Annotated in this window: 17 protein-coding genes; 14 read left to right on the top strand and 3 right to left on the bottom strand. The window is 37.7% G+C overall.

Annotation, left to right across the window (positions count from 1 at the left end):
• Positions 1 to 174 precede the first annotated feature (174 nt).
• The 10 genes from ACJ7Z2_RS02465 (at position 175) to ACJ7Z2_RS02420 (ending at position 12,624) form a co-directional block, all read left to right on the top strand.
• Positions 175 to 1,935, top strand: coding sequence for a glycosyltransferase (locus tag ACJ7Z2_RS02465; RefSeq protein ID WP_126301392.1), 1,761 nt, complete (start codon positions 175 to 177; stop codon positions 1,933 to 1,935).
• Between the two features lie 106 nt (positions 1,936 to 2,041).
• The gene (locus tag ACJ7Z2_RS02460; RefSeq protein ID WP_409500675.1) at positions 2,042 to 2,782 is read left to right on the top strand and encodes a hypothetical protein; all 741 of its coding nucleotides are present in this window, start codon (positions 2,042 to 2,044) and stop codon (positions 2,780 to 2,782) included.
• Positions 2,783 to 2,799: 17 nt separating this feature from the next.
• A complete protein-coding gene (locus tag ACJ7Z2_RS02455; RefSeq protein ID WP_154703615.1) occupies positions 2,800 to 3,525 on the top strand; it encodes a hypothetical protein in 726 nt (241 codons plus the stop codon).
• Positions 3,526 to 3,555: 30 nt separating this feature from the next.
• Positions 3,556 to 4,278 carry a hypothetical protein gene (locus ACJ7Z2_RS02450; protein ID WP_126301389.1) on the top strand — a complete coding sequence of 241 codons (723 nt, stop codon included), beginning with the start codon at positions 3,556 to 3,558 and terminating at the stop codon, positions 4,276 to 4,278.
• Positions 4,279 to 4,284: 6 nt separating this feature from the next.
• On the top strand, positions 4,285 to 5,214 hold the full coding sequence (locus ACJ7Z2_RS02445) for a glycosyltransferase (protein ID WP_126301388.1): 930 nt from the start codon (positions 4,285 to 4,287) through the stop codon (positions 5,212 to 5,214).
• 49 nt (positions 5,215 to 5,263) lie between these two features.
• Positions 5,264 to 6,415: a UDP-galactopyranose mutase gene (gene glf, locus ACJ7Z2_RS02440; RefSeq protein WP_126301387.1), complete on the top strand. Its 1,152-nt coding sequence runs from the start codon at positions 5,264 to 5,266 to the stop codon at positions 6,413 to 6,415.
• A 25-nt stretch (positions 6,416 to 6,440) separates the two neighbouring features.
• Positions 6,441 to 8,531, top strand: a complete 2,091-nt coding sequence (locus ACJ7Z2_RS02435; RefSeq protein ID WP_126301386.1) for a capsular polysaccharide biosynthesis protein — start codon at positions 6,441 to 6,443, stop codon at positions 8,529 to 8,531.
• Positions 8,532 to 8,549: 18 nt separating this feature from the next.
• Positions 8,550 to 9,767, top strand: a complete 1,218-nt coding sequence (locus tag ACJ7Z2_RS02430; protein ID WP_126301385.1) for a capsule biosynthesis protein — start codon at positions 8,550 to 8,552, stop codon at positions 9,765 to 9,767.
• Between the two features lie 219 nt (positions 9,768 to 9,986).
• Positions 9,987 to 11,639, top strand: coding sequence for a phospho-sugar mutase (locus ACJ7Z2_RS02425; protein WP_409500674.1), 1,653 nt, complete (start codon positions 9,987 to 9,989; stop codon positions 11,637 to 11,639).
• A 52-nt stretch (positions 11,640 to 11,691) separates the two neighbouring features.
• Positions 11,692 to 12,624 carry a nucleoside hydrolase gene (locus ACJ7Z2_RS02420; RefSeq protein WP_154703613.1) on the top strand — a complete coding sequence of 311 codons (933 nt, stop codon included), beginning with the start codon at positions 11,692 to 11,694 and terminating at the stop codon, positions 12,622 to 12,624.
• A 21-nt stretch (positions 12,625 to 12,645) separates the two neighbouring features.
• Here the strand turns inward: ACJ7Z2_RS02420 and recG are convergent, their stop codons facing one another.
• Genes recG through ACJ7Z2_RS02405 form a run of 3 tightly spaced genes read right to left on the bottom strand, consistent with a single transcriptional unit; the run spans position 12,646 to position 15,446 of the window.
• Entirely contained in the window at positions 12,646 to 14,727 is a 2,082-nt protein-coding gene (gene recG / locus ACJ7Z2_RS02415; RefSeq protein WP_409500673.1) for an ATP-dependent DNA helicase RecG, read from the bottom strand.
• Positions 14,728 to 14,730: 3 nt separating this feature from the next.
• On the bottom strand, positions 14,731 to 15,159 hold the full coding sequence (locus ACJ7Z2_RS02410) for a type II toxin-antitoxin system VapC family toxin (RefSeq protein ID WP_409500672.1): 429 nt from the start codon (positions 15,157 to 15,159) through the stop codon (positions 14,731 to 14,733).
• Positions 15,159 to 15,446: a type II toxin-antitoxin system Phd/YefM family antitoxin gene (locus ACJ7Z2_RS02405; RefSeq protein WP_409500671.1), complete on the bottom strand. Its 288-nt coding sequence runs from the start codon at positions 15,444 to 15,446 to the stop codon at positions 15,159 to 15,161. The genes ACJ7Z2_RS02410 and ACJ7Z2_RS02405 overlap by 1 nt, the downstream gene beginning before the upstream one ends.
• A gap of 163 nt (positions 15,447 to 15,609) precedes the next feature.
• Here ACJ7Z2_RS02405 and htpG point away from each other — a divergent pair, with 163 nt between their 5' ends.
• From htpG to aphA, 4 genes are all read left to right on the top strand, one after another.
• Positions 15,610 to 17,493, top strand: coding sequence for a molecular chaperone HtpG (gene htpG, locus ACJ7Z2_RS02400; protein WP_409500670.1), 1,884 nt, complete (start codon positions 15,610 to 15,612; stop codon positions 17,491 to 17,493).
• A gap of 136 nt (positions 17,494 to 17,629) precedes the next feature.
• The gene (gene proS / locus ACJ7Z2_RS02395; protein WP_409500669.1) at positions 17,630 to 19,345 is read left to right on the top strand and encodes a proline--tRNA ligase; all 1,716 of its coding nucleotides are present in this window, start codon (positions 17,630 to 17,632) and stop codon (positions 19,343 to 19,345) included.
• Between the two features lie 107 nt (positions 19,346 to 19,452).
• Positions 19,453 to 20,355 (top strand): glycosyltransferase, encoded by a 903-nt coding sequence (locus tag ACJ7Z2_RS02390; RefSeq protein ID WP_409500668.1) that lies wholly within the window; start codon positions 19,453 to 19,455, stop codon positions 20,353 to 20,355.
• 113 nt (positions 20,356 to 20,468) lie between these two features.
• Complete coding sequence (gene aphA, locus ACJ7Z2_RS02385) at positions 20,469 to 21,185, top strand: acid phosphatase AphA (protein WP_126301377.1); 717 nt, start codon at positions 20,469 to 20,471, stop codon at positions 21,183 to 21,185.
• The last annotated feature ends 143 nt before the right edge of the window (positions 21,186 to 21,328 follow it).

The raw sequence follows: 21,328 nt of genomic DNA, 5'->3' as shown, positions 1-21,328 counted from the left end.
TTCAAGGGATTTTAAAGTATGTTTCTTTGAGGGATAATATGGTATAACATTGTCTTATCTACAAACTAGATATTTAGTAATATCTTTTTTACAAGATAAAATTGTAGCTAAATTCTAATTGAAGATATTGTTAACTAGTATTTTCATTAAGTCTAAATTTTTATTAGGGTTATTATGTTTTCTATTCAATCTTTACAATTTCCTAGATCTAATTTAGAAAAGGTTAAAAAATTATATTTAAATCTTCTATATGGTCGTTATGATTTGCTCAATTCTTCTTTGATTTTACATCCTAACTCAAAAGTATCTTTTAATAGTTACTTAAATTCTTTTTATGAAAGTTATTGGAAGCAATATACTACTCTTTCATCGGTTATCCTATCTGTAAAATTTAAAGGCGATTGTGTTGTATCTATTTATAGAGATAGCCCTATGAATGGATGCTACCTACTATTAGACTCGCATTTGATTTCATCTGAAATGAAAACAATAGAGTTGAATTTATCTTTGGATGATTTAATTCCTGATACTGGTCGCATCTTTATTGATATAGATTCTAGAAATACTAATACTGAAATTGAATCTATTGAATTTTGTATTCCTGATACTATTGAGAAAAAATTAAGTATTGGATTATGTACTTTTAATAAGGAAGATTTCTTGTGTCAGAATTTAGAGTCATTATTAGATCTTTCTAAAAAGCTTCCAAACTTAAGTAAGATTATTATTGTTAACCAAGGAAATCTATTTTCCAATAAGAAGCTAGTTAAATTAATAGAGTCTAATCCAACCCTAATTCAAGTCTATAAACAAGATAATTTAGGTGGAGCAGGAGGATTTACTAGAACATTGTATGAAGCCTCTCAAAATGAGATATCTGATCTCCATTTGTTAATGGACGATGACATCATACTTGATGCAAATGTCATCAAAACAGCATTTTGTTTTGCAAGTCTATCTAAAAAAGAAATCGCAGTCGGTGGACAAATGTTAGACCTATTAAGACCTAACTTTATGCACGAATATGGTGGAAAATTAGATGATAATGGCAATATAAAAGCAATTTTTCATAATTTAGATGTTGCTGATATGGCGAATTTTCATCTATTCAATAAAGTAACAAAGATTGATTATAATGCTTGGTGGTTCTGTATGATTCCTACTAAGAAAATAGCAGAAATTAATCTTCCAGCTCCAATTTTTATTCGTGGTGATGACTTAGAGTATGGATTGCGATTAAAAAATAGTGGTGTAGAAACTGTCGGTTTGCCTGGAGTTGCTTTATGGCACGAACCATTCTATGCCAAAATAGGGGGCTGGCAAACTTATTATGATTTTAGAAATAGAATGATTTTAACAAGTAGCTATGAGCAATTAAAAAGTGAAAATGTGAATAAATTATTCTTAAAAATTTATAATCTTTTATTATGCCATGATTATCAGTCTGTTAAATTAATTTTAGAGGCTATTAATGATTTTGCTAAAGGAACTGCATTATTTGATGTTCCATCGAATGAAATTCATAAAAAGGTTAGTGATATAGCCAAAAAATTTGCTCCAGTAAGTTTAGAAAGCACAGTATTTAATCCAACTAGTAACAATGAATTAAAGCCAAAATGGATTTCGACAGAGCGGAGAATTAATTTCGCCAAACAGACAATGTTACTCTATATGAATGATTTTTCTAAACATAAAGCTAAACATTTATGGGATAGAGATGTTGCTCCTCAAAATGTTTCCTGCAAACCTTATATTAAGACTAATGGAATCCAAAGCTATTTATACCTATATTCACCTGATAAGGAAACTTTCCGTCAATTACTTTCAGAAATATTAAAGGCAAGAAAAACTTATATTAATGCAATTAAAGAAAATAATTGGAGTAAAATCAGCGAATATAAGGAATTTAGTTTCTGGAAGACTATATTTTCATAATGCCTATATACATTCTATTATTTATAGTAGGATGTATATTTAATAGCAATAAACTATAGATGCTATGATTTCAAAAATTTATACGCTAGTAAGAAGGAATATATTAATGGAAAAACCACTAGTTGTTTTTGGAGACTCTTCCGCAGAAATATTTGATTATATTTTTGGAAAGAATAAAAACTATTACCCATTTTGGGCATCGGGTTGGAGTGCGAGAAGCTTAAACCAAATTAAACATTCTGATATAGATATTAAGCCTTATGCTTCTACTCTAGAAGGGTTACCTAAAGATACTATTATACTACTTCATTTTGGTATGACAGATATAGAATTTGGCTTGCCGATACTAGCAAGAGATACTGGATTTTATAATCTCCCTCTTTTTTTAAAAGAAATGATTAATGGCATAATTATTTTTAAATCATTTTTACAAGATAATTATGGTTTTAAAAATATATATCCTATATTTACTTCTCCTCCTATTTGGTTATCTAATAGCCATTGGGAAAATTGTTTTAAGTTTAAGCCTTTCCCACTAAAAATAAGAGGGCAGATGTTGTTAGATTTTGCGAGTGAAGTAAGCAAATTGACAACTAGTATTAATTGCTTAGATAAACTGATAGTATCATATAAAAATCCTGTTTGTTCGCCTGATTATACTAGAGCTAGAGTTAGCCACCATATTGATTTTATTGAGGCTCAAGACCTTATTTATTCTGCCTTATCTGAATTAGAAGGTATGCTGTCACAAAGAAATCCTAAACATACAGTACATTATATTCATAAAAATGTCGGGATTGATACTGTAAGAAAAGAGCAGAAACCAAGGGAAAATACCTGTAGATAAATTAAGTTGGATTATTTATGTATAAAGAATTAGTAGTTTTTGGAACATCATCAGCTGAGGTATTCGATTATATTTTTGGTGACAATCCTAGTTATTATCCGTTCTGGGCATCTGGCTGGAGTGCAAGAGGATTGAGAGAAGTAAAAGAGTCTAATAATATAATGAAGCCTTATATTCCTTACTTATCAAAAATATCAAAAGATGCAAATATAATCCTGTGCTTTGGAGATGTAGATTTAGATTTTAATCTACCTTATAAAATCCATAATCAAAGATTTTATAACTTTCCTAAATTTATAGAGGAAATGTGTGAAGGTATTTTAGCATTGAGAGATTACCTGAATAAATTAGGTTTTTCAAATATATATGCGGCTCTTCCTATAGCTCCTATAAGATTACCTGATGTATATTGGGCATATCCTTCTCTACCTCATAAAACAAGAGGAAATTTATACTTAAATTTTGTAAAAATTTTATCTCAGTCTATTCCTATGATTGATTGTTTTTATTCTTTAATTGAATCGGTAGATAATCCTGTTTGTGCTTATTCATTTTTTAGAAATAAGAATGATCACCATATTGATTATGTAAAAGCACAAGATGTAATTTATTCTAATTTATTAGAAATTGATGGGATTTTAGAACAAAGGAGTCCTAAACATACTGAATTGTATGTACATGTGCCTAAGCATATTAAATCTATTTTAAGGGATAATTCTCCTAGAATACGGACTTGTAGATAATGTTATTAAAAGGTATCATTTAGATTAATTATGCGTAATATTATTGTTTTTGGTTCATCTTCCTCCGAAGTGTTTGATTATATATTTGGGAATAATCCTCAATATTACCCATTTTGGGCATCTGGTTGGAGTGCAAGAGGATTAAGAAATTTGAAAAAATCTAATAAAGATATGGAGCCTTATATTCCTTATCTTAAAAGTCTTTCTAAAGACACAAATATATTTCTTCATTTTGGTAATGTAGATATTGATTTTAATTTACCTTATAAAATGTATCATCAACATTATTATGATATTCCTCTTTTTTTAAATGAAATGTGTGAAGGACTATTAGAACTGAAGAAATTCTTGAATAATATGGGATTTTATAATATTTTTGCTGTTTTCACAGCCCCCCCAACAGGTCTTAAAGATGGTTACTGGGATTATCCTCCTTTACCATACAAAGTAAGAGGAAATTTGATGTTAGATTTTGCAAATAGAATTTCAGAGATTATTCCAACCATTAATTGCTTATATGCATTAATAGATTCAAATAATAACCCAATTAGTGCTCCTCGCTTTGTTAGAAAAAATGATGATCATCATCTTGATTATATTAAATCTCAAGAGATTGTATATAATCATATTAATAATATAGAGGGAATGCTAAAGATGAGAATACCTAAACATCGAGAATTATATGAGCATTTAGGATATGCTCCTGATGTTATTTTAAAAACAGGCAAACCTCGCCCAAGGACTTGTAGATAATAAAAAATGGGAAAAAATATATCTATTGTTATAGTAACCCATAATTCTGAGAGTGTTATCGGTAGATTACTGGAACGTATATTATCGCAAAGTGTTAAAGCTAATAATGTTATAATAGTTGATACTGCGAGTACCGATCAAACAGTAGCAATTATTAATAACTATATTACAATTCTAAAAATTACTTTACATGTAGCCAAAGAAAATATTGGTGGAGCAGGTGGTTTTAATATAGGGTTACAAGAGGCAATAAATATCTCCAGTGATTTCGTAATTACTTTAGATGATGATGCAGTATTAGAAAGTGATGATTTTATAAAAATATTACTGAATAAGAAAATTGAGTATGATTTAGATGTTATTGCTCCTATTGTTGTTGACATTAAAAACCGGAGTAAAACAGCATTTCTTTATAATATAGAAGGAATAAAATATAGTGATTTAAATGAGATCAAAAAACATAAACTCATTAGAGATGACTTGAAATTATTTAATGGTTCATTATTTGATTGTAACGTAATCAAGACTATTGGTTATCCCAACCCTATATTTTTTATTCGAGGTGATGAAGTTGAATATAAGAAAAGAATTATTAAGTATGGGTTTAAATTAGGAGTAATAACAGAAAATTATGTATGTCATCCAACATCTTTAAATGAAAGATATAAAGTTGGTAATAACGTGTTTTATCATATAGATAATAAAATTAAGAATTTCTTTTCTATTAGAAATAAATTCTATATGTATAGAACAAATCTTAAAGGTTTTAAAAGAATAAGAAAAATTTTTATAGAATCCATAAATTATATGTTTTTTTATCTAATTCATAGAAATTTGGATTTTAGAGGATGTTACAATTACTTAATATCTTCTTCCTTTGGGATATTAGGTATAATGAAAAATGATTTAAAATTTTTGAATAGGATTCTATTGTAATTCTATTTTTTCATATCAAAGAGTTAATTATTTTAGAGGTAAGGTTCTGATGAAAACATTTTTATTAGTTGGAGCTGGTTTTTCAAATGCAGTCATTGCGAGAGAACTAGCAGAGCAAGGTTACCAAGTTACTGTCATTGATCAACGAGATCATATAGCTGGAAATTGCTATTCTGAACGTGATTCTGAAACAAATGTAATGGTGCATATTTATGGTCCTCACATTTTCCATACTGATAATGAGCGAGTTTGGAATTACGTTAATAAGTTTGGTGAGTGGATGCCATTTGTTAATCGAGTAAAAACGATTAGCCAAGGAGCTGTTTATTCCCTTCCAATTAATTTGCACACAATTAATCAATTTTTTGGTAAAACTTGTTCTCCAATAGAGGCGAAATCCTTAATTGAGAGCCAAGCTGATTTATCTATTGAAGATCCTCAAACCTTTGAAGAGCAAGCGATGCGTTTTGTTGGTAAAGATCTGTATAAGGCTTTTTTCTATGGATATACCAAAAAACAGTGGGGTGTAGAACCAAAGGAATTACCAGCAAGTATTCTAAAACGTTTACCTGTTCGTTTTAACTATGATGATAATTATTTTGCTCATAAATTCCAAGGTATGCCAAAAGATGGATATACAGCAATCGTAGAAAACATTTTAAAACATGAAAATATTCAAATTCGTCTTAATACTCCTTTCAACTCAAAAATGAAAACTGAATTTGATCATATTTTTTGGTCTGGACCACTTGATGCTTATTTTGATTTTGAGCTTGGTCGTTTAGGTTATAGAACATTAGACTTTGAGGTATTCAGAACAGAAGGAGATTATCAGGGTAATGCAGTAATCAATTATGGAGATGAAGAAGTTCCATATACTCGAATTTCTGAGCATAAGCATTTTGCTCCTTGGGAACAACACAAAAAGACTATTTGTTATAAAGAGTATAGTCGTTTCTGTGAAGAAAAAGACATTCCTTATTACCCTATTCGTTTAGTGAAAGACAAAGCTTTATTAAGTCAATATGTAGAAAAAGCAAATGACGAAACCCAAGTAACATTTGTTGGACGCTTGGGCACTTATCGTTATTTGGATATGGATGTAACAATTAAAGAAGCTTTAGAAACAGCAGACAAAATTAAAGATTCTATTAAAGAAAATAAAGCTTTTGAACCGTTCTATGTGAATATGGATATTTAAATTACCTGAATTATTTACATTGAAAATGTATCATTCTTTTATCTTTTCTCAAGGGATTTTTAAAATCCCTTTTTTGCAGAGTTTTTTACCTGAAAGCATTCTAATCCAAAAATCTTATTTTACTGTTAAGTTTATTTCTAAAACTAAAGTAGATCAAATCATCGGCTGGGGGCTTCGCCCTTCAACGGTAAAAGCAAGGGATTATGCAAAAAAACACCACATTCCCTATGTCGCATTAGAGGACGGCTTTTTACGCTCATTAGGATTAGGTGTAAAAGGCTATCCGCCTTTTTCTTTAGTGTATGACGATATTGGGATTTATTACGATACTACTCGTCCTTCCCGTTTAGAAAAATTCCTGCTTGAACAACCTTTGCAGGATCAAGAGCAAATTAAGCTTGCAGAGAAAGCTTTGTACCAAATCTTAACTTATCAGCTTTCTAAATATAATCACGCATTAGATTTTAGTGAAATCCCCTCTGCCAAAGAAAAAATTGTGTTAGTTATTGACCAAACCTTTGGAGATATGGCGGTGAAATATGGTCAGGCAAGTGAAGTTGATTTCAATAAAATGTTGGAAGCGGCAATCCGTGAAAATCCAGGGGCTCAAATTTGGGTAAAAACCCACCCTGATGTATTAAGTGGCAAGAAAAAAGGCTACTTGACCGATTTGTCACAATATGCTGAGAGAGTCCGTATTATCACCGAAGATGTGAATCCTGCAAGTTTGATTAAATGGTGTGAGAAAGTCTATTGCGTAACTTCGCAAATGGGGTTTGAAGCGTTACTCTTAGGCAAAAAAGTGATTACCTTTGGTGTGCCTTGGTTTGCCGGTTGGGGGGTAACAGATGATCGTAACGAAGCTGTTCAACTATTAGTTCAACAAAATAGACGGAAAGATCGTTCATTACTGCAACTTTTTTATGCGGCGTATTTTGATTACAGCCGTTATATTAATCCGAATACCGGTGAGAAAGGCTCTATTTTTGATGTCATCGATTATCTATATAAAGCCAAAAGATTAAATCAGCGCTTAAGTGGGAATCTATACTGTATTGGTATGTCGCTATGGAAACAGGCGGTAATTAAGCCGTTTTTTAATTTGCCACAATGTCGATTACATTTTGTTCGTTCGCTAAATTCTTTAAAAAAACGACCGCTTGCAGATAATGCAAAAATTTTAGTTTGGAGCAATGGTAAAGCGGATGTCTTGCAATTTGCACAGCAGAATAATATTCCATTGTTAAGAATGGAAGATGGATTCATTCGCTCTGTCGGACTAGGCGCTAATTTAGTTGCACCGCTTTCTTTAGTAGTCGATGATTTAGGCATTTATTTTAATGCAGAGAACACTTCACGATTAGAACAAATTTTATTGAGTGCAGAGCATTTTTCTGAAACTGATTTGTCTTATGCTGAAACATTAAGGCAGAAATTAGTGGTTAGCCATATTGGAAAATATAATGTGGGCGGTGGCGATGTAAAATTTAATGCTCAAGGTAAAAAAATAATTCTTGTACCGGGGCAGGTAGAAGATGACGCTTCGATCAAATCAGGCTCTCCACAAATTAAGAAAAATGCGGATTTACTGAGAAAAGTCAGGGAATTGAATCCGGATGCGTATATTATTTATAAGCCTCATCCTGATGTCGTAAGTGGTAATCGGGTTGGCCAAATTGTAACGAAGGAAACACTTCAGTTTGCTGATCAAATTATAGATAACGCCAATATTTTAGATTGTATTCTTAAAGTTGATGAAGTACATACAATGACTTCTTTAGCCGGTTTTGAGGCACTATTAAGAGGTAAAAAAGTATATTGTTATGGGTTACCGTTCTATGCAGGTTGGGGATTGACGGAAGATTTATTGAAGTTGGAACGCAGGGGTAAATCTTTAACATTACCACAGTTAATTGCAGCAACATTAATATATTATCCTCTGTATGTTGATCCGATACAAGGAAGATTTATTGATGCCAATCAAGCAATAAATTTATTGGAAAAACAAAAAAATAATCTAGTGAATCAAGAAATTAAACGTTCTTGGGTAAGTAAACAGTATGGGAAGCTACAACATCTTTATCGAGCGTTTAAATATACATCTAATACTAAATAGCCGTGCAAGGAATTTGGAATGGAACATTATTTAGATGAGCTAATTAATAATAGTCAGCGTATTTTATTATTGCAAGGCCCAATAGGTTCTTTTTTTACTGATTTTGCACTTTGGCTAGAAAGTGAGAAAAAAACGGTATTCAAATTAAATTTTAATGGTGGAGATGAGTATTTTTATCCAAATAATAAAGCTAATACATTTCCTTATTATGAAAACTTAGATAGTTTTGAAGATTATTTAATTGATTTTTGTAAAAAGCATCAAATAGATAATATATTATGTTTTGGCGATAATCGTTATTACCATAAGGTAGCTAAAAATGTTTGCCAAAAATTGGATATTATTTTCTGGGCGTTTGAAGAAGGATATTTCCGCCCCGAATATATTACACTTGAAAAATGGGGTGTAAACGCATTTTCTCCTCTACAAAGAAATTCATCTTTCTTTTTGCCTTATTCGACATTACCTAAGTTAAATGAGCCTGAAAAAGTGTCTAAAGGTTTTAAAAAGATGGCAAGCAAAGCAATATTCTATTATTGGAATGCCTATAAAAAGCGAAAAATTTACTCTAAATATCAACATCACCGTTTTATCAATATAGGATATTACGTTAATTTGTGGACAAGATCGGCTATTAAGAGACTTCGTTACTGGGTACATGATAGTGGTTTTGCAAAGCGGGTTGAGCAAGGCGAGTTCGGTGAATTTTTCATCGTGCCATTACAGGTTTATGATGATACTCAAGTGAGAGTACATTGTGACCAAAAAAGCGTTGAGGTTTTTTTAAGAGAAGTATTAAATTCCTTTGCTAAGTTCGCACCAACACATTTGAATTTAATTATTAAACATCACCCAATGGATAGAGGGTTTATAGATTATAAAATAGTGATTTATGAATTCTTGGAAAAATATCCTCAATTAAACGGCAGAGTTTTTTATATTCACGATGTTCCTTTACCGGTATTTTTACGACATGGAAAAGGTATGGTGACATTGAATTCAACAAGTGGCCTTTCCGCATTGTTACACAATATGCCGGTGAAAACCTTAGGTAGAGCTAACTATGATTTTGATGGCTTAACAGATCAACAAGACTTAGCTGCTTTTTGGATCAATCCACAACCACCAAATACTGAGGTTTTTAAAGGATATAGGCAATATCATTTACATAAAACACACATTAACGGTAATTTTTATAATAAAGTGATTCTTCGATATCCTTACAATAAATCATAACGATACAAGGTTATACAAGCGGTTATATTTTGAGAGTTTTTTGCGAAAAACTTGTGAAATATGACCGCTTGTTCTTTTTTATCATCTAAAATAGAAATAGCAACCGTTTGCTTGTTTTTTATTTGATAACTAGATCACAAAAAAGCAAAGAGAGCCTTTTAAATCAAGGCACTTTAGTCTAATCTAAACAGGATAATTAAATTACATAGGAGTAAAAAAATGACTATTTTTGACGTTGCCCAAAACTGGCTTGCCCAAGACCCCGATGCGGAAACCCGTGCGGAATTAGAGCAGTTAATTCAAGCGGCAGAATCGGATGAGAAAGCAAAAGCAGAATTAACCGCTCGTTTTGACGGACGTCTGCAGTTTGGTACGGCGGGTTTACGTGGTCGCTTACAAGCCGGCTCAATGGGAATGAACCGTGTTTTAGTGGCACAAGCTGCCGGTGGTTTAGCTGAGTTTATTAAAGGTTATGATAAAGAACCGTCAATTGTGATTGGTTATGACGGTCGTAAAAATTCCGATGTGTTTGCCCGTGACACCGCTGAAATTATGGCAGCGGCAGGCATTAAAACGTACCTGCTTCCTCGCAAATTGCCAACACCAGTGCTTGCCTATGCGATTCAATATTTTGATACCACAGCCGGTGTGATGGTAACAGCAAGCCACAACCCACCGGAAGATAACGGCTATAAAGTTTATTTAGGTAAAGCCAACGGTGGTGGACAAATTGTTTCGCCGGCAGATAAAGAAATTGCTGCTCTGATTGATAAAGTAGCAGCAGGCGATATTCGTGATTTACCTCGTAGCCAAGATTTCACGGTGTTAGACGATGAAGTGGTAAATGCTTATATTGAGAAAACCGCCTCACTAGCCAAACAGCCAAAAGCCGAGATTAACTATGTTTATACCGCAATGCACGGTGTGGGCTATGAAGTGTTAAGCAAAACGTTAGAAAAAGCCGGCTTACCGCAAGCGCATTTAGTTAGTGAGCAGATTCAGCCGGACGGTTCGTTCCCAACGGTTAATTTCCCGAACCCGGAAGAGAAAGGGGCGTTAGATTTAGCGATTAAACTGGCGAAAGAGAAAAATGCCGAATTTATTATCGCCAATGACCCAGATGCTGACCGTTTAGCGGTAGCTGTGCCTGATGCACAAGGCAACTGGAAACCACTGCACGGCAATGTGATCGGTTGCTTCTTAGGCTGGTATTTAGCCAAACAATTCCACGCACAAGGTAAACAAGGCGTGTTGGCTTGCTCGTTAGTATCCTCTCCGGCGTTAGCTGAAATTGCGAAAAAATATGGTTTAAGCTCGGAAGAAACCTTAACCGGCTTTAAATATATCGGTAAAGTCGAAAACCTATTATTTGGCTTTGAAGAAGCCTTAGGTTACTTGGTCGATCCGGACAAAGTGCGTGATAAAGACGGCATTTCCGCTGCCATTATGTTCTTAGACTTAGTGTGCAGCCTCAAACAAGAAGGCAAAACCCTTGCGGATTACACCGCCGAATTTGTGCAAGAATTTGGGGCTTATGTAAGCGGTCAAATTTCGATAAGAGTTTGCGATTTAGCCGAAATCGGCAAATTAATGACGGCGTTACGCAACAATCCGCCAAGCGAAATTGGTGGCTTTAAAGTGGCTGAGTTTATCGACCATACCAAAACCACACGCAAAAATGATATTTTAGTGTTTGTGTTGGAAAATGGCAGCCGCTTGATTGCTCGCCCTTCAGGTACTGAACCGAAAATTAAATTCTATTTAGATGCTCGTGGCACAGACGCTGAAAACGCAGAGCAAGTGCTGGCTCAGTTTGACGAAAGTGTGCGTTCGCTGCTTCGCCAAGAAGAATACGGCAAACAAGATTGCTAATGGCATTAATTGAGGGGGAGCTTAGGCTCTCCCTTTTTTAAAGGAGACAATAATGGCTCAAAAAATTATTTTAGATTGTGACCCGGGGCATGACGATGCTATTGCAATGATGCTCGCTTGGGGGAATCCGAATATTGATTTGTTGGCAGTTACCACAGTGGTAGGTAATCAAACCTTAGAAAAAGTATCGCGTAATGCGTTGGCGGTTGCGGAAATTGCTCATATTTGCAACGTTCCTTTTGCCAAAGGTTGTGCCAGACCGCTGGTGCGTGAAGTGGAAAATGCCCCGGATATTCACGGTGATTCGGGAATGGATGGACCTGTACTCCCTGAATCTACCCGACAATTTGAGGAAAAACACGCCGCTCAATTAATTATTGATTTGATAATGTCGCACCCGGAGAAAAGCATTACCTTAGTGCCGACCGGAGGGCTAACCAATATTGCTTTAGCTGCCCGCCTTGAGCCTCGTATTATTGAAAGAGTGAAAGAAGTGGTGCTGATGGGCGGAGGTTATCACACCGGCAACTGGAGTGCGGTGGCAGAATTTAATATTAAAATTGACCCGGAAGCTGCTCATATTGTGTTTAATGCCGGTTGGAAGGTGACGATGGTCGGCTTAGACTTAACTCACCAAGCACTTGCCACCCCTGATGTGGTTGAACGCTTTAAGGCATTAAACAGCCAATCGGGGCAGTTTGTGGTGGAATTGTTGGCGTTCTTCGCCAAAATGTATAAACAAGCTCAAGGCTTTGATGCCCCACCGGTTCACGATGCCTGTGCGGTGGCATATGTGATTGACCCAAGCCTGATTGAAGTTCAGCAAGTGCCGGTCAATATTGAGTTAACCGGCACGCACACATTGGGTATGACGGTGGCGGATTTCCGCTACCCGCCAAAACAGTGTAATACTTGGGTAGCAAAAAAATTAGACAAATCCCGCTTTTGGGATTTGGTGATTGAGTCGGTAAAAAACCTGCCGTAATTTAAATAACCCACTTGCCGGTTAAGCGTTGGTATATTCCGCCTTGTTGTCTAACCAACGCTTAATTAACGCCTCTGCAAGCGGTTGATTTTCGCTAATAATTTGCTTGGCGTAACGTTGCACCAGCGGAATCATTTTGCGGTCTCGCATTAAATCCGCTACCTTAAATTCTGCCATTCCGGTCTGTTTAGTACCAAGAATTTCACCTGTGCCTCGAATTTCCAAATCTTTTTCGGCAATGTAGAAACCGTCTTGGCTATCACGCATTACTTGTAACCGCTTGCTGGAAATTTTCCCGAGCGGTGGTTTGTACATTAATACGCAATGCGAGGCAGTTGCTCCTCGCCCAACCCGTCCACGTAACTGGTGGAGTTGAGCCAGTCCGAGTCGTTCGGAATTTTCGATAATCATCAGGCTGGCATTCGGCACGTCCACGCCCACTTCAATCACGGTAGTTGCAACCAGCAAATCTAAATTCGCTGCCTTAAATTCCGCCATAATCGCTTGCTTTTCCTGTGGTTTTAGTCGTCCGTGTACTAACCCGATGCGTAAATCCGGCAAGGCTCGCTGTAAATCTTCGGCAATCGCTGCTGCGGCTTGAGCCTCCAACACTTCGCTCTCATCAATTAGAGTACAGACCCAATAGGCTTGGCGGTGTTCTTGTTTACAGGCTTGGTACACTCGCTGAACGATTTCTGCTCTCCGATCTTCAGAAATCACCACAGTCGTGATTGGCGTTCTACCCGGTGGAAGTTCGTCAATAATGGAGGTGTCGAGGTCGGCATAGACCGTCATTGCCAGTGTTCTCGGAATGGGGGTCGCCGTCATAATAAGCTGATGCGGATAGTTATTTTCTTTCGCTCCTTTTTCCCGCAAGGTCAGCCGTTGGTGTACGCCAAAACGGTGTTGTTCATCAATAATCACCAGTGCTAAATTGTGAAATTCCACATTTTCTTGGAACAGGGCGTGAGTGCCGATAATCATCTGCACATCACCGTTTTTGATTGCCTCAAGTTGTGCAGCTCTCGCCTTGCCTTTCACTTTACCGGCAAGCCAGCCAACCTCAATCCCAAAGGGATTAAGCCAGTTAGCAAAATTATTGGCGTGCTGTTCGGCAAGAATTTCGGTCGGTGCCATTAATGCTACCTGTTTGCCGTTATCAATCGCTAATAATGCTGCCAAGGCGGCCACTAAGGTTTTGCCCGAGCCAACATCGCCTTGTACCAGTCGCATCATCGGGTGTGGTTTGGCAAGATCTTGCTCAATATCTGCCGTGACTCGGCTTTGTGCGTGGGTAGGCTTAAAAGGCAAACTGTCGAGAAAACGCTGTTTTATATCGGTTTGATAAGTAAGTGCCTCTGCATATTGCAGTTTTACCCCTAAACGGAGTTGCTGCATCGCCAAATTGTGTGCCAGCAGTTCTTCAAATATCAGCCTTTTTTGAGCAGGGTGGTCGCCTTTTTCCAATACTTCGGCAGAAATCGTCGGCGGTGGGCGGTGCAATAACTGCAACGCTTCTTTTAGGCTGTATTTGTGCGGATTGTATTCATCAGGCAACAGCTCGGCGACTTTTACTTTCTCTAATAAAGCGAGGGCTTGCTCGGTTAATTTCCGCAGTGAGGCTTGTTTTAACCCCTCTGTGGTGGAGTAAATCGGCGTCAGGGTTTCAGCCAGTACAAGCGGTTGATTATCCCGAATAATTTGATATTCAGGGTGGTGAATTTCCGCCATAAATCGCCCACGCTTAATTTCCCCAAAGGCTTTTACCCGAACGCCAGTAGCGAGGCTATTTTTCATTCCGACATTGAAATTGAAGAATTTAAGCATAATTTTGCTGGTGCTGTCGGAGAGCGTGACCGATAAAATCGGGCGTTTACCAAACTGAACTTCGGTAAGTTGTACATAGCCTTCAATGGTGGCAAAGCTTTCCGGGCGAACATCAGCAATCGGGGTAATACGGGTGCGATCTTCATACCGCATTGGCAGATGAAACAGTAAATCCTGCACATTATTAATGCCGATTCGACTTAACTTTTCGGAAATCGCCGCTCCTACACCTGAAAGTGCGGTTAATAGCACGCCGTCTAATAATTGTTCACTCATTATTTATGCGGTTTCAAATGGGTTAAATAAACGCACATCACAACGGATAAAATCTTTGGTGTTGCGGGTGACTAAAATCAGATTATGGTATTTGGCAGTTGCCGCAATATAAGCATCATTTAAATCCATTTTATTGGGAATATGGTACTCTGATGCCAATAGAGCAATGTCGTTATTCACCACAAACGCTTTTGTTTGATAAGCCTTTAATACATTATTTTCAAACCACTCATTTAATCGGTCTGATTGTTCTTTGTCTTTGCGGGCTTTCAGCAAAATACCTGTTTTGATTTCAGATAACGTAATACAGCTGATATTGGTCTGGCTAGGATTAACCCCTCTCAGCCACTGGCGAACATTGACATCCATCTTGTCGTTTCTTAACTTATAAAGCTCGGAAACCACATTGGTATCAAAAAGGTAGCGATACATTACTCATCTCCAAAATCAACAGGTCTTGGTTTATTGCTTTTGCGGATTTCAACCAATGTTTGTTCAAACTCTTGCCAAAATTCATCGCTCACATCCTCGTTTCCGGAAGAGGCAAATAGTTCTTCAAAGCTCGGCTCGCTAGGCTTTTTTTGCTGATAATCCATATAACTCGACACCACATTCACCACCTTGCCCCATTTGGTGATAAATACCGGCTCTTTTTCTGCCATTTTTAACACTTTGCTGGCATTTTGATTAAATTCTCTGGATGTAATGGTTATTGCCATATCGATCTCCAAAATGTAGTAAAAAGATGAGTGTATTTTATGAAATGTAGTAATATCTTTCAATTAATTCGCCATTTGGCAACAGATATTTTGCAAAAAATCTTGAAAATTTGACCGCTTGCCCCATCTATTCTCTGTTTTTTAATGAATAAAGGAATACACAATGGCAAATAATCAAGAAACCCGTGGCTTCCAGTCGGAAGTGAAACAGTTATTGCAACTGATGATCCACTCGCTTTACTCCAACAAAGAAATTTTCCTGCGTGAGCTGATTTCCAACGCCTCTGACGCCGCCGATAAATTGCGGTTTAAAGCCCTTTCCGAGCCGGCTTTGTATGAGGGCGATGGCGAACTGCGTGTGCGTGTGTCTATGGATGAAACACTTGGCACCATTACGATTGCCGATAACGGTATCGGTATGACTCGTGAGCAGGTGATCGACCATCTGGGTACGATTGCAAAATCTGGTACCAAAGAATTTTTGAATGCTCTCGGCACAGACCAAGCCAAAGACAGCCAGCTTATCGGGCAGTTCGGTGTGGGCTTTTACTCTTCTTTCATTGTGGCGGATAAGGTTACGGTCAAAACCCGTGCTGCCGGTGTGCCTGCCGAGCAAGGTGTGATTTGGGAATCCGCCGGTGAGGGCGATTACACCGTTGCCGATCTGGAGAAAAAAGAGCGTGGCACGGAAATCATTCTTCACTTGCGTGAGGACGAAAAAGAGTTTTTAAGCGAATGGCGTTTGCGTGAGATTATCGGCAAATACTCCGACCATATCGGTTTGGCGGTGGAAATTCAGACCAACGAATACGATGACGAGGGCAAAGTAAGCGGTCAAAAATGGGAAAAAATTAACAAAGCCCAAGCCCTTTGGACACGCTCAAAAAATGAGATTAGTGACGAGGAATACACCGAATTTTACAAACACCTCAGCCACGATTTTGCCGACCCGCTGATTTGGTCGCACAATAAAGTCGAGGGCAAGCAGGAGTACACCAGCTTGCTGTATGTGCCGAGCAAAGCCCCGTGGGATCTGTTCCAACGTGAGCAAAAACACGGTTTAAAACTCTACGTTCAGCGTGTGTTTATTATGGACGATGCGGAAGTCTTTATGCCGAACTACCTGCGTTTTATGCGTGGCTTGCTCGACACCAACGACCTACCACTCAACGTCAGCCGTGAAATTCTGCAAGAGAACAAAGTGACTCAATCGCTCCGTTCCGCTTTAACCAAGCGTGCGTTGCAACTGCTGGAAAAATTGGCGAAAGACGATGCTGAAAAATATGCCCAATTCTGGCAAGCGTTCGGCGTGGTGCTGAAAGAGGGCGTGGGTGAAGATTTCGCTAACAAACAACAGGTTGCCGGCTTACTCCGTTTTGCCTCTACCCAGCGTGATGACAGCGAACAAGCGGTCAGTTTTGCCGATTATATTGCAAGAATGAAAGAGGGGCAGAAAGCGATCTACTTCTTAACCGCCGACAGCTACCAAGCAGCTAAAAACAGCCCGCACTTAGAGCTGTTCCACAAAAAAGGCATTGAGGTGCTACTGCTTTCCGACCGCATTGATGAATGGTTGGTTAGCCATCTCACTGAGTTTGACGGCAAACCGCTACAAAGCATTACCAAGTCGGATTTAGACTTAGGCGAACTTGCCGACAAGCAGGAAGAAGAGAGCCAAAAAGCCCAACAGGCGGAGTTTGGTTCGTTCTTAGAACGAGCGAAAGGCTACTTTGGCGAACGGGTTAAAAATGTGGTGCTGACTCACCGCTTAACCGACACACCGGCAGTGGTTTCCACCGACAGCGATGAAATGACCACCCAAATGGCAAAACTGTTTGCGGCAATGGGGCAACAAGCACCGGAAGTGAAATATACTTTTGAGCTGAACCCGGATCACCCAATGGTGAAAAAAGTGGTTGATCTTACCGATGAAGCCGAGTTCGCCGATTGGATTGAACTGCTGTTTGAACAAGCCCTGCTTGCCGAACGTGGCACATTAGAAAACCCGACCGCCTTTATTAAACGGGTGAATAAGCTATTAAGTTAAATGTGCAACAAAATAACCGCTTACAAGCGGTTATTTTTTTATAGGATTTTGCAAAATTTCCTGAAAATTTGACCGCTTTGTTTTAAAATAAGCAGATTTTTTCAGGTTTCAAAGTTTAAAAAGAATAGGAATAGCAATGCGTACAAGTCAATATTTATTTTCAACCCTTAAAGAAACACCAAATGATGCACAAGTAGTTAGCCATCAATTAATGTTGCGTGCCGGAATGATTCGCCCGATGGCATCAGGTTTATACAACTGGTTGCCGACCGGGATCAAAGTGTTGAAAAAAGTCGAAAATATTATTCGTGAAGAGATGAACAAAGGCGGGGCTATCGAGGTATTAATGCCGGTGGTTCAGCCTGCGGAATTATGGGTGGAGTCTGGTCGTTGGAATGATTACGGCCCGGAATTATTACGCTTTAAAGATCGTGGTGAACGTGATTTCGTACTTGGCCCGACCCACGAAGAAGTGATTACCGACTTGGTTCGCCGTGAAGTGTCTTCATACAAACAACTTCCGCTGAATTTATACCAAATTCAAACCAAATTCCGTGATGAAGTCCGCCCTCGTTTCGGGGTAATGCGTTCGCGTGAATTTGTGATGAAAGACGCCTATTCTTTCCACACCACGCAAGAGAGCTTACAAGAAACCTATGATGTGATGTATCAGGTTTACAGCAATATTTTCACCCGTTTGGGCTTAGATTTCCGTGCGGTGCAGGCAGATACTGGCTCTATCGGTGGTTCAGCCTCTCACGAGTTCCAAGTGTTAGCCTCAAGCGGTGAAGATGATGTGGTATTTTCAACCGAATCAGATTTTGCTGCCAATATTGAATTAGCCGAAGCGGTTGCGGTGGGTGAACGCCAAGCACCAACGGCAGAAATGCAGCTAGTGGATACACCAAATGCGAAAACCATCAATGAATTAGTGGCAAATCACGGTTTAGCCATTGAAAAAACGGTGAAAACCTTGGTGGTGAAAGGGGCAACCGAAGAGCAACCGTTAATTGCGTTAGTGATTCGTGGCGACCACGAGTTAAACGAAATTAAAGCTCAAAAACACCCGTTGGTGGCTGATCCGCTTGAGTTTGCTGATGAAGCAGAAATTAAAGCCAAAATCGGTGCTGGTGTTGGCTCGTTAGGTGTGGTGAATATGCCGATTCCGGTGATTATTGACCGCTCAGTGGCGTTGATGTCAGATTTCGGCTGTGGGGCGAATATTGATGGCAAACACTACTTTAACGTGAACTGGGAGCGTGATGTTGCTGTGCCGGAAATTGCAGATTTACGCAATGTGGTGGAAGGTGACCCAAGCCCGGACGGTAAAGGCACACTTCAAATCAAACGAGGTATTGAAGTAGGGCATATTTTCCAATTAGGTAAAAAATACTCAGAAGCAATGAAAGCCACTGTGCAAGGCGAAGATGGTAAACCGCTAGTGATGACAATGGGTTGTTACGGTATCGGCGTTACCCGTGTGGTGGCAGCTGCGATTGAACAACATTATGATGATCGTGGTATTATCTGGCCTTGTGATGAAATGGCTCCATTTACGGTGGCGATTGTGCCGATGAATATGCACAAATCGGAAAAAGTGCAGGCATTCGCTGAAGAGTTATACGCTACCTTAAAAGCTCAAGGCGTTGAGGTGATTTTTGATGATCGTAAAGAACGCCCGGGCGTGATGTTTGCGGATATGGAGCTTATCGGTGTGCCGCATATGGTGGTCATTGGTGAGAAAAACCTTGAGAATGGCGAAATTGAATACAAAAACCGTCGCAGCGGTGAAAAACAAATGATCGCCAAAGAGAACTTGCTTGCGTTCTTAAAAGCGAATGTGAAAGCTTAATTATAAATAACAAAATTGGGCGTATAAAATACGCCCTTTAATATAAAGTAGCGAGTATTTAACTAAAGTATAAAATACTCTATTATTTTTAGAATATAGGAAATAGAATGTGTGTCAACCAACCAACCAACCAACCAACCAACCAACCAACCAACCAACCAACCAACCAACCAACTGTAGCTGTTATCAGTTCAACAATTGGTCGTCCTGAATTAGAAAGAGCGGTTTTGAGCGTACAAAATCAGACTTATCCGTGTAAACATTATGTTTTTGTTGATGGAGAGAAATATCACCAACAAGCGGCTGATATTTTAAAGAACTTTCCAAATGTTATTGTTACTTATCTTCCAATGAATACCGGGGCTGATGGTTGGGTAAATAGTAGCATTAATGCGATTGCACCATTTTTAGTGAAAGAAGATATTATTTGTTATCTGGATGATGATAATTGGTTTGAACCTACTCACGTTGAATCTGGTGTGCATACTTTACTCGAAATGCAATCTGATTATGCTTACTCTTTACGCAATTTTTATGATTTAGATGGTGAGTTTCTGTGCATTGATACGATTGAATCATTGGGAGAATATCATTGTGCTTATCAAGAACCATTAGAATGTAATTATCAATTAGGTGGTGTTAAAGGTGTTTTATCAATAAATCTGAATGATAGTCAGCATATTGATACGAATTGCTATTTTATTCGTAGTGAGATAGCTCGCCTTATCAGTACGGCTTGGTACACAGGTATTCATAATGATAGAAATGTATATAAAAAATTACAAGAATTGGCACTAAAAGGAAATTGTACAAAGAAAGTTACGGTTAATTATACTCTTGATACACGTAAATATTATGGATCAGTATTTAATGAATTATTAGAGGAGCCATTTTTATTAAGCGAATATGATGCCTATCAATTTACGAATGAGGTGATTAAATTTCATTCAGAAGAAAGCCTTAAAGCTTGGGGAGGTTGCTTGATTTGGGAACAGAACCATGACTCATAACCGTTAAGCGTAATCGTTTGCTTGTGATCACATTCACAAAATAAGGTTTTTGTATTAGCTAAGAGTGCCTAATAAGATTAAAATAGGTATGGTTAATCATATGGAGGTATTTTATGAAATTTACATTAAAAATGACGGCAGCGACAATGTTTGCATCTCTTATTGCTTTTTCAGCACAAGCAGGCGGACCAAAAGTAGCTTATACCCAGCCGGGAATTGATATGCGAACACATGAAGCACAGCAAGCGCCAATTCATTGGGTATCTATTGAGCAAATTAAAGAAAGCATCAAAGATTTACCCCCTATGGCGGTAAGTTTTGACATTGATGATACTGTTGCTGCAACTAGCGGTTGCTTCCACTACGGAAAGCAAAAATATTCACCAGACGATTTCAGCTACTTAAAAAATCAAGATTTTTGGGACGAAATTAATGCTGGCTGTGATAAATATTCTTTGCCAAAGCAAGTTGCTATTAATTTAATAAAAATGCACCAAGAACGGGGTGATCAAGTTTATTTAATTACGGGGCGTACCGCAGGTAAAAATGAACAAGTTACAACGATTATGCAAAAGTATCTTGGTATTAAAAATATGCAACCGGTAAATTTTATGGGGGGGAAAGCACATTCAACAAAATATGATAAAACCCCTGCGATTATTGAACATAAGGTGCAAATTCACTATGGTGACAGTGATGATGATATCTTAGCTGCCCGTGAAGCCGGTATTCGAGGTATTCGTATACTTCGTGCAGCAAATTCTAATTATACGCCATTCCCTCAGGCTGGAGGATATGGTGAAGAAGTTGTTGTCAATTCAAGTTATTAATTTCTTAGTCTGAAATATGGCCACCATTGAGTGGCCATCATTTTTTATTTATATAATAACGAAATCGTTTACCTTTGATCTAGTTCACAAAATCAAACTTTGCTTGCAAAAAATTGTCGTAAATTAACCGCTTGCTAAGATAG

The organism is Mannheimia glucosida, assembly GCF_046267875.1.
Classification (GTDB): domain Bacteria; phylum Pseudomonadota; class Gammaproteobacteria; order Enterobacterales; family Pasteurellaceae; genus Mannheimia; species Mannheimia glucosida.
The sequence above is the reverse complement of the archived record's forward strand: the minus strand, read 5'-3'. Positions and strand labels throughout refer to the sequence as shown.

Coding starts and splice junctions, on each gene's coding strand:
- ACJ7Z2_RS02465 (WP_126301392.1), top strand. CDS start 175: ATGTTTTCTATTCAATCTTTACAATTTCCTAGATCTAATTTAGAAAAG.
- ACJ7Z2_RS02460 (WP_409500675.1), top strand. CDS start 2,042: ATGGAAAAACCACTAGTTGTTTTTGGAGACTCTTCCGCAGAAATATTT.
- ACJ7Z2_RS02455 (WP_154703615.1), top strand. CDS start 2,800: ATGTATAAAGAATTAGTAGTTTTTGGAACATCATCAGCTGAGGTATTC.
- ACJ7Z2_RS02450 (WP_126301389.1), top strand. CDS start 3,556: ATGCGTAATATTATTGTTTTTGGTTCATCTTCCTCCGAAGTGTTTGAT.
- ACJ7Z2_RS02445 (WP_126301388.1), top strand. CDS start 4,285: ATGGGAAAAAATATATCTATTGTTATAGTAACCCATAATTCTGAGAGT.
- glf (WP_126301387.1), top strand. CDS start 5,264: ATGAAAACATTTTTATTAGTTGGAGCTGGTTTTTCAAATGCAGTCATT.
- ACJ7Z2_RS02435 (WP_126301386.1), top strand. CDS start 6,441: ATGTATCATTCTTTTATCTTTTCTCAAGGGATTTTTAAAATCCCTTTT.
- ACJ7Z2_RS02430 (WP_126301385.1), top strand. CDS start 8,550: ATGGAACATTATTTAGATGAGCTAATTAATAATAGTCAGCGTATTTTA.
- ACJ7Z2_RS02425 (WP_409500674.1), top strand. CDS start 9,987: ATGACTATTTTTGACGTTGCCCAAAACTGGCTTGCCCAAGACCCCGAT.
- ACJ7Z2_RS02420 (WP_154703613.1), top strand. CDS start 11,692: ATGGCTCAAAAAATTATTTTAGATTGTGACCCGGGGCATGACGATGCT.
- recG (WP_409500673.1), bottom strand. CDS start 14,727: ATGAGTGAACAATTATTAGACGGCGTGCTATTAACCGCACTTTCAGGT.
- ACJ7Z2_RS02410 (WP_409500672.1), bottom strand. CDS start 15,159: ATGTATCGCTACCTTTTTGATACCAATGTGGTTTCCGAGCTTTATAAG.
- ACJ7Z2_RS02405 (WP_409500671.1), bottom strand. CDS start 15,446: ATGGCAATAACCATTACATCCAGAGAATTTAATCAAAATGCCAGCAAA.
- htpG (WP_409500670.1), top strand. CDS start 15,610: ATGGCAAATAATCAAGAAACCCGTGGCTTCCAGTCGGAAGTGAAACAG.
- proS (WP_409500669.1), top strand. CDS start 17,630: ATGCGTACAAGTCAATATTTATTTTCAACCCTTAAAGAAACACCAAAT.
- ACJ7Z2_RS02390 (WP_409500668.1), top strand. CDS start 19,453: ATGTGTGTCAACCAACCAACCAACCAACCAACCAACCAACCAACCAAC.
- aphA (WP_126301377.1), top strand. CDS start 20,469: ATGAAATTTACATTAAAAATGACGGCAGCGACAATGTTTGCATCTCTT.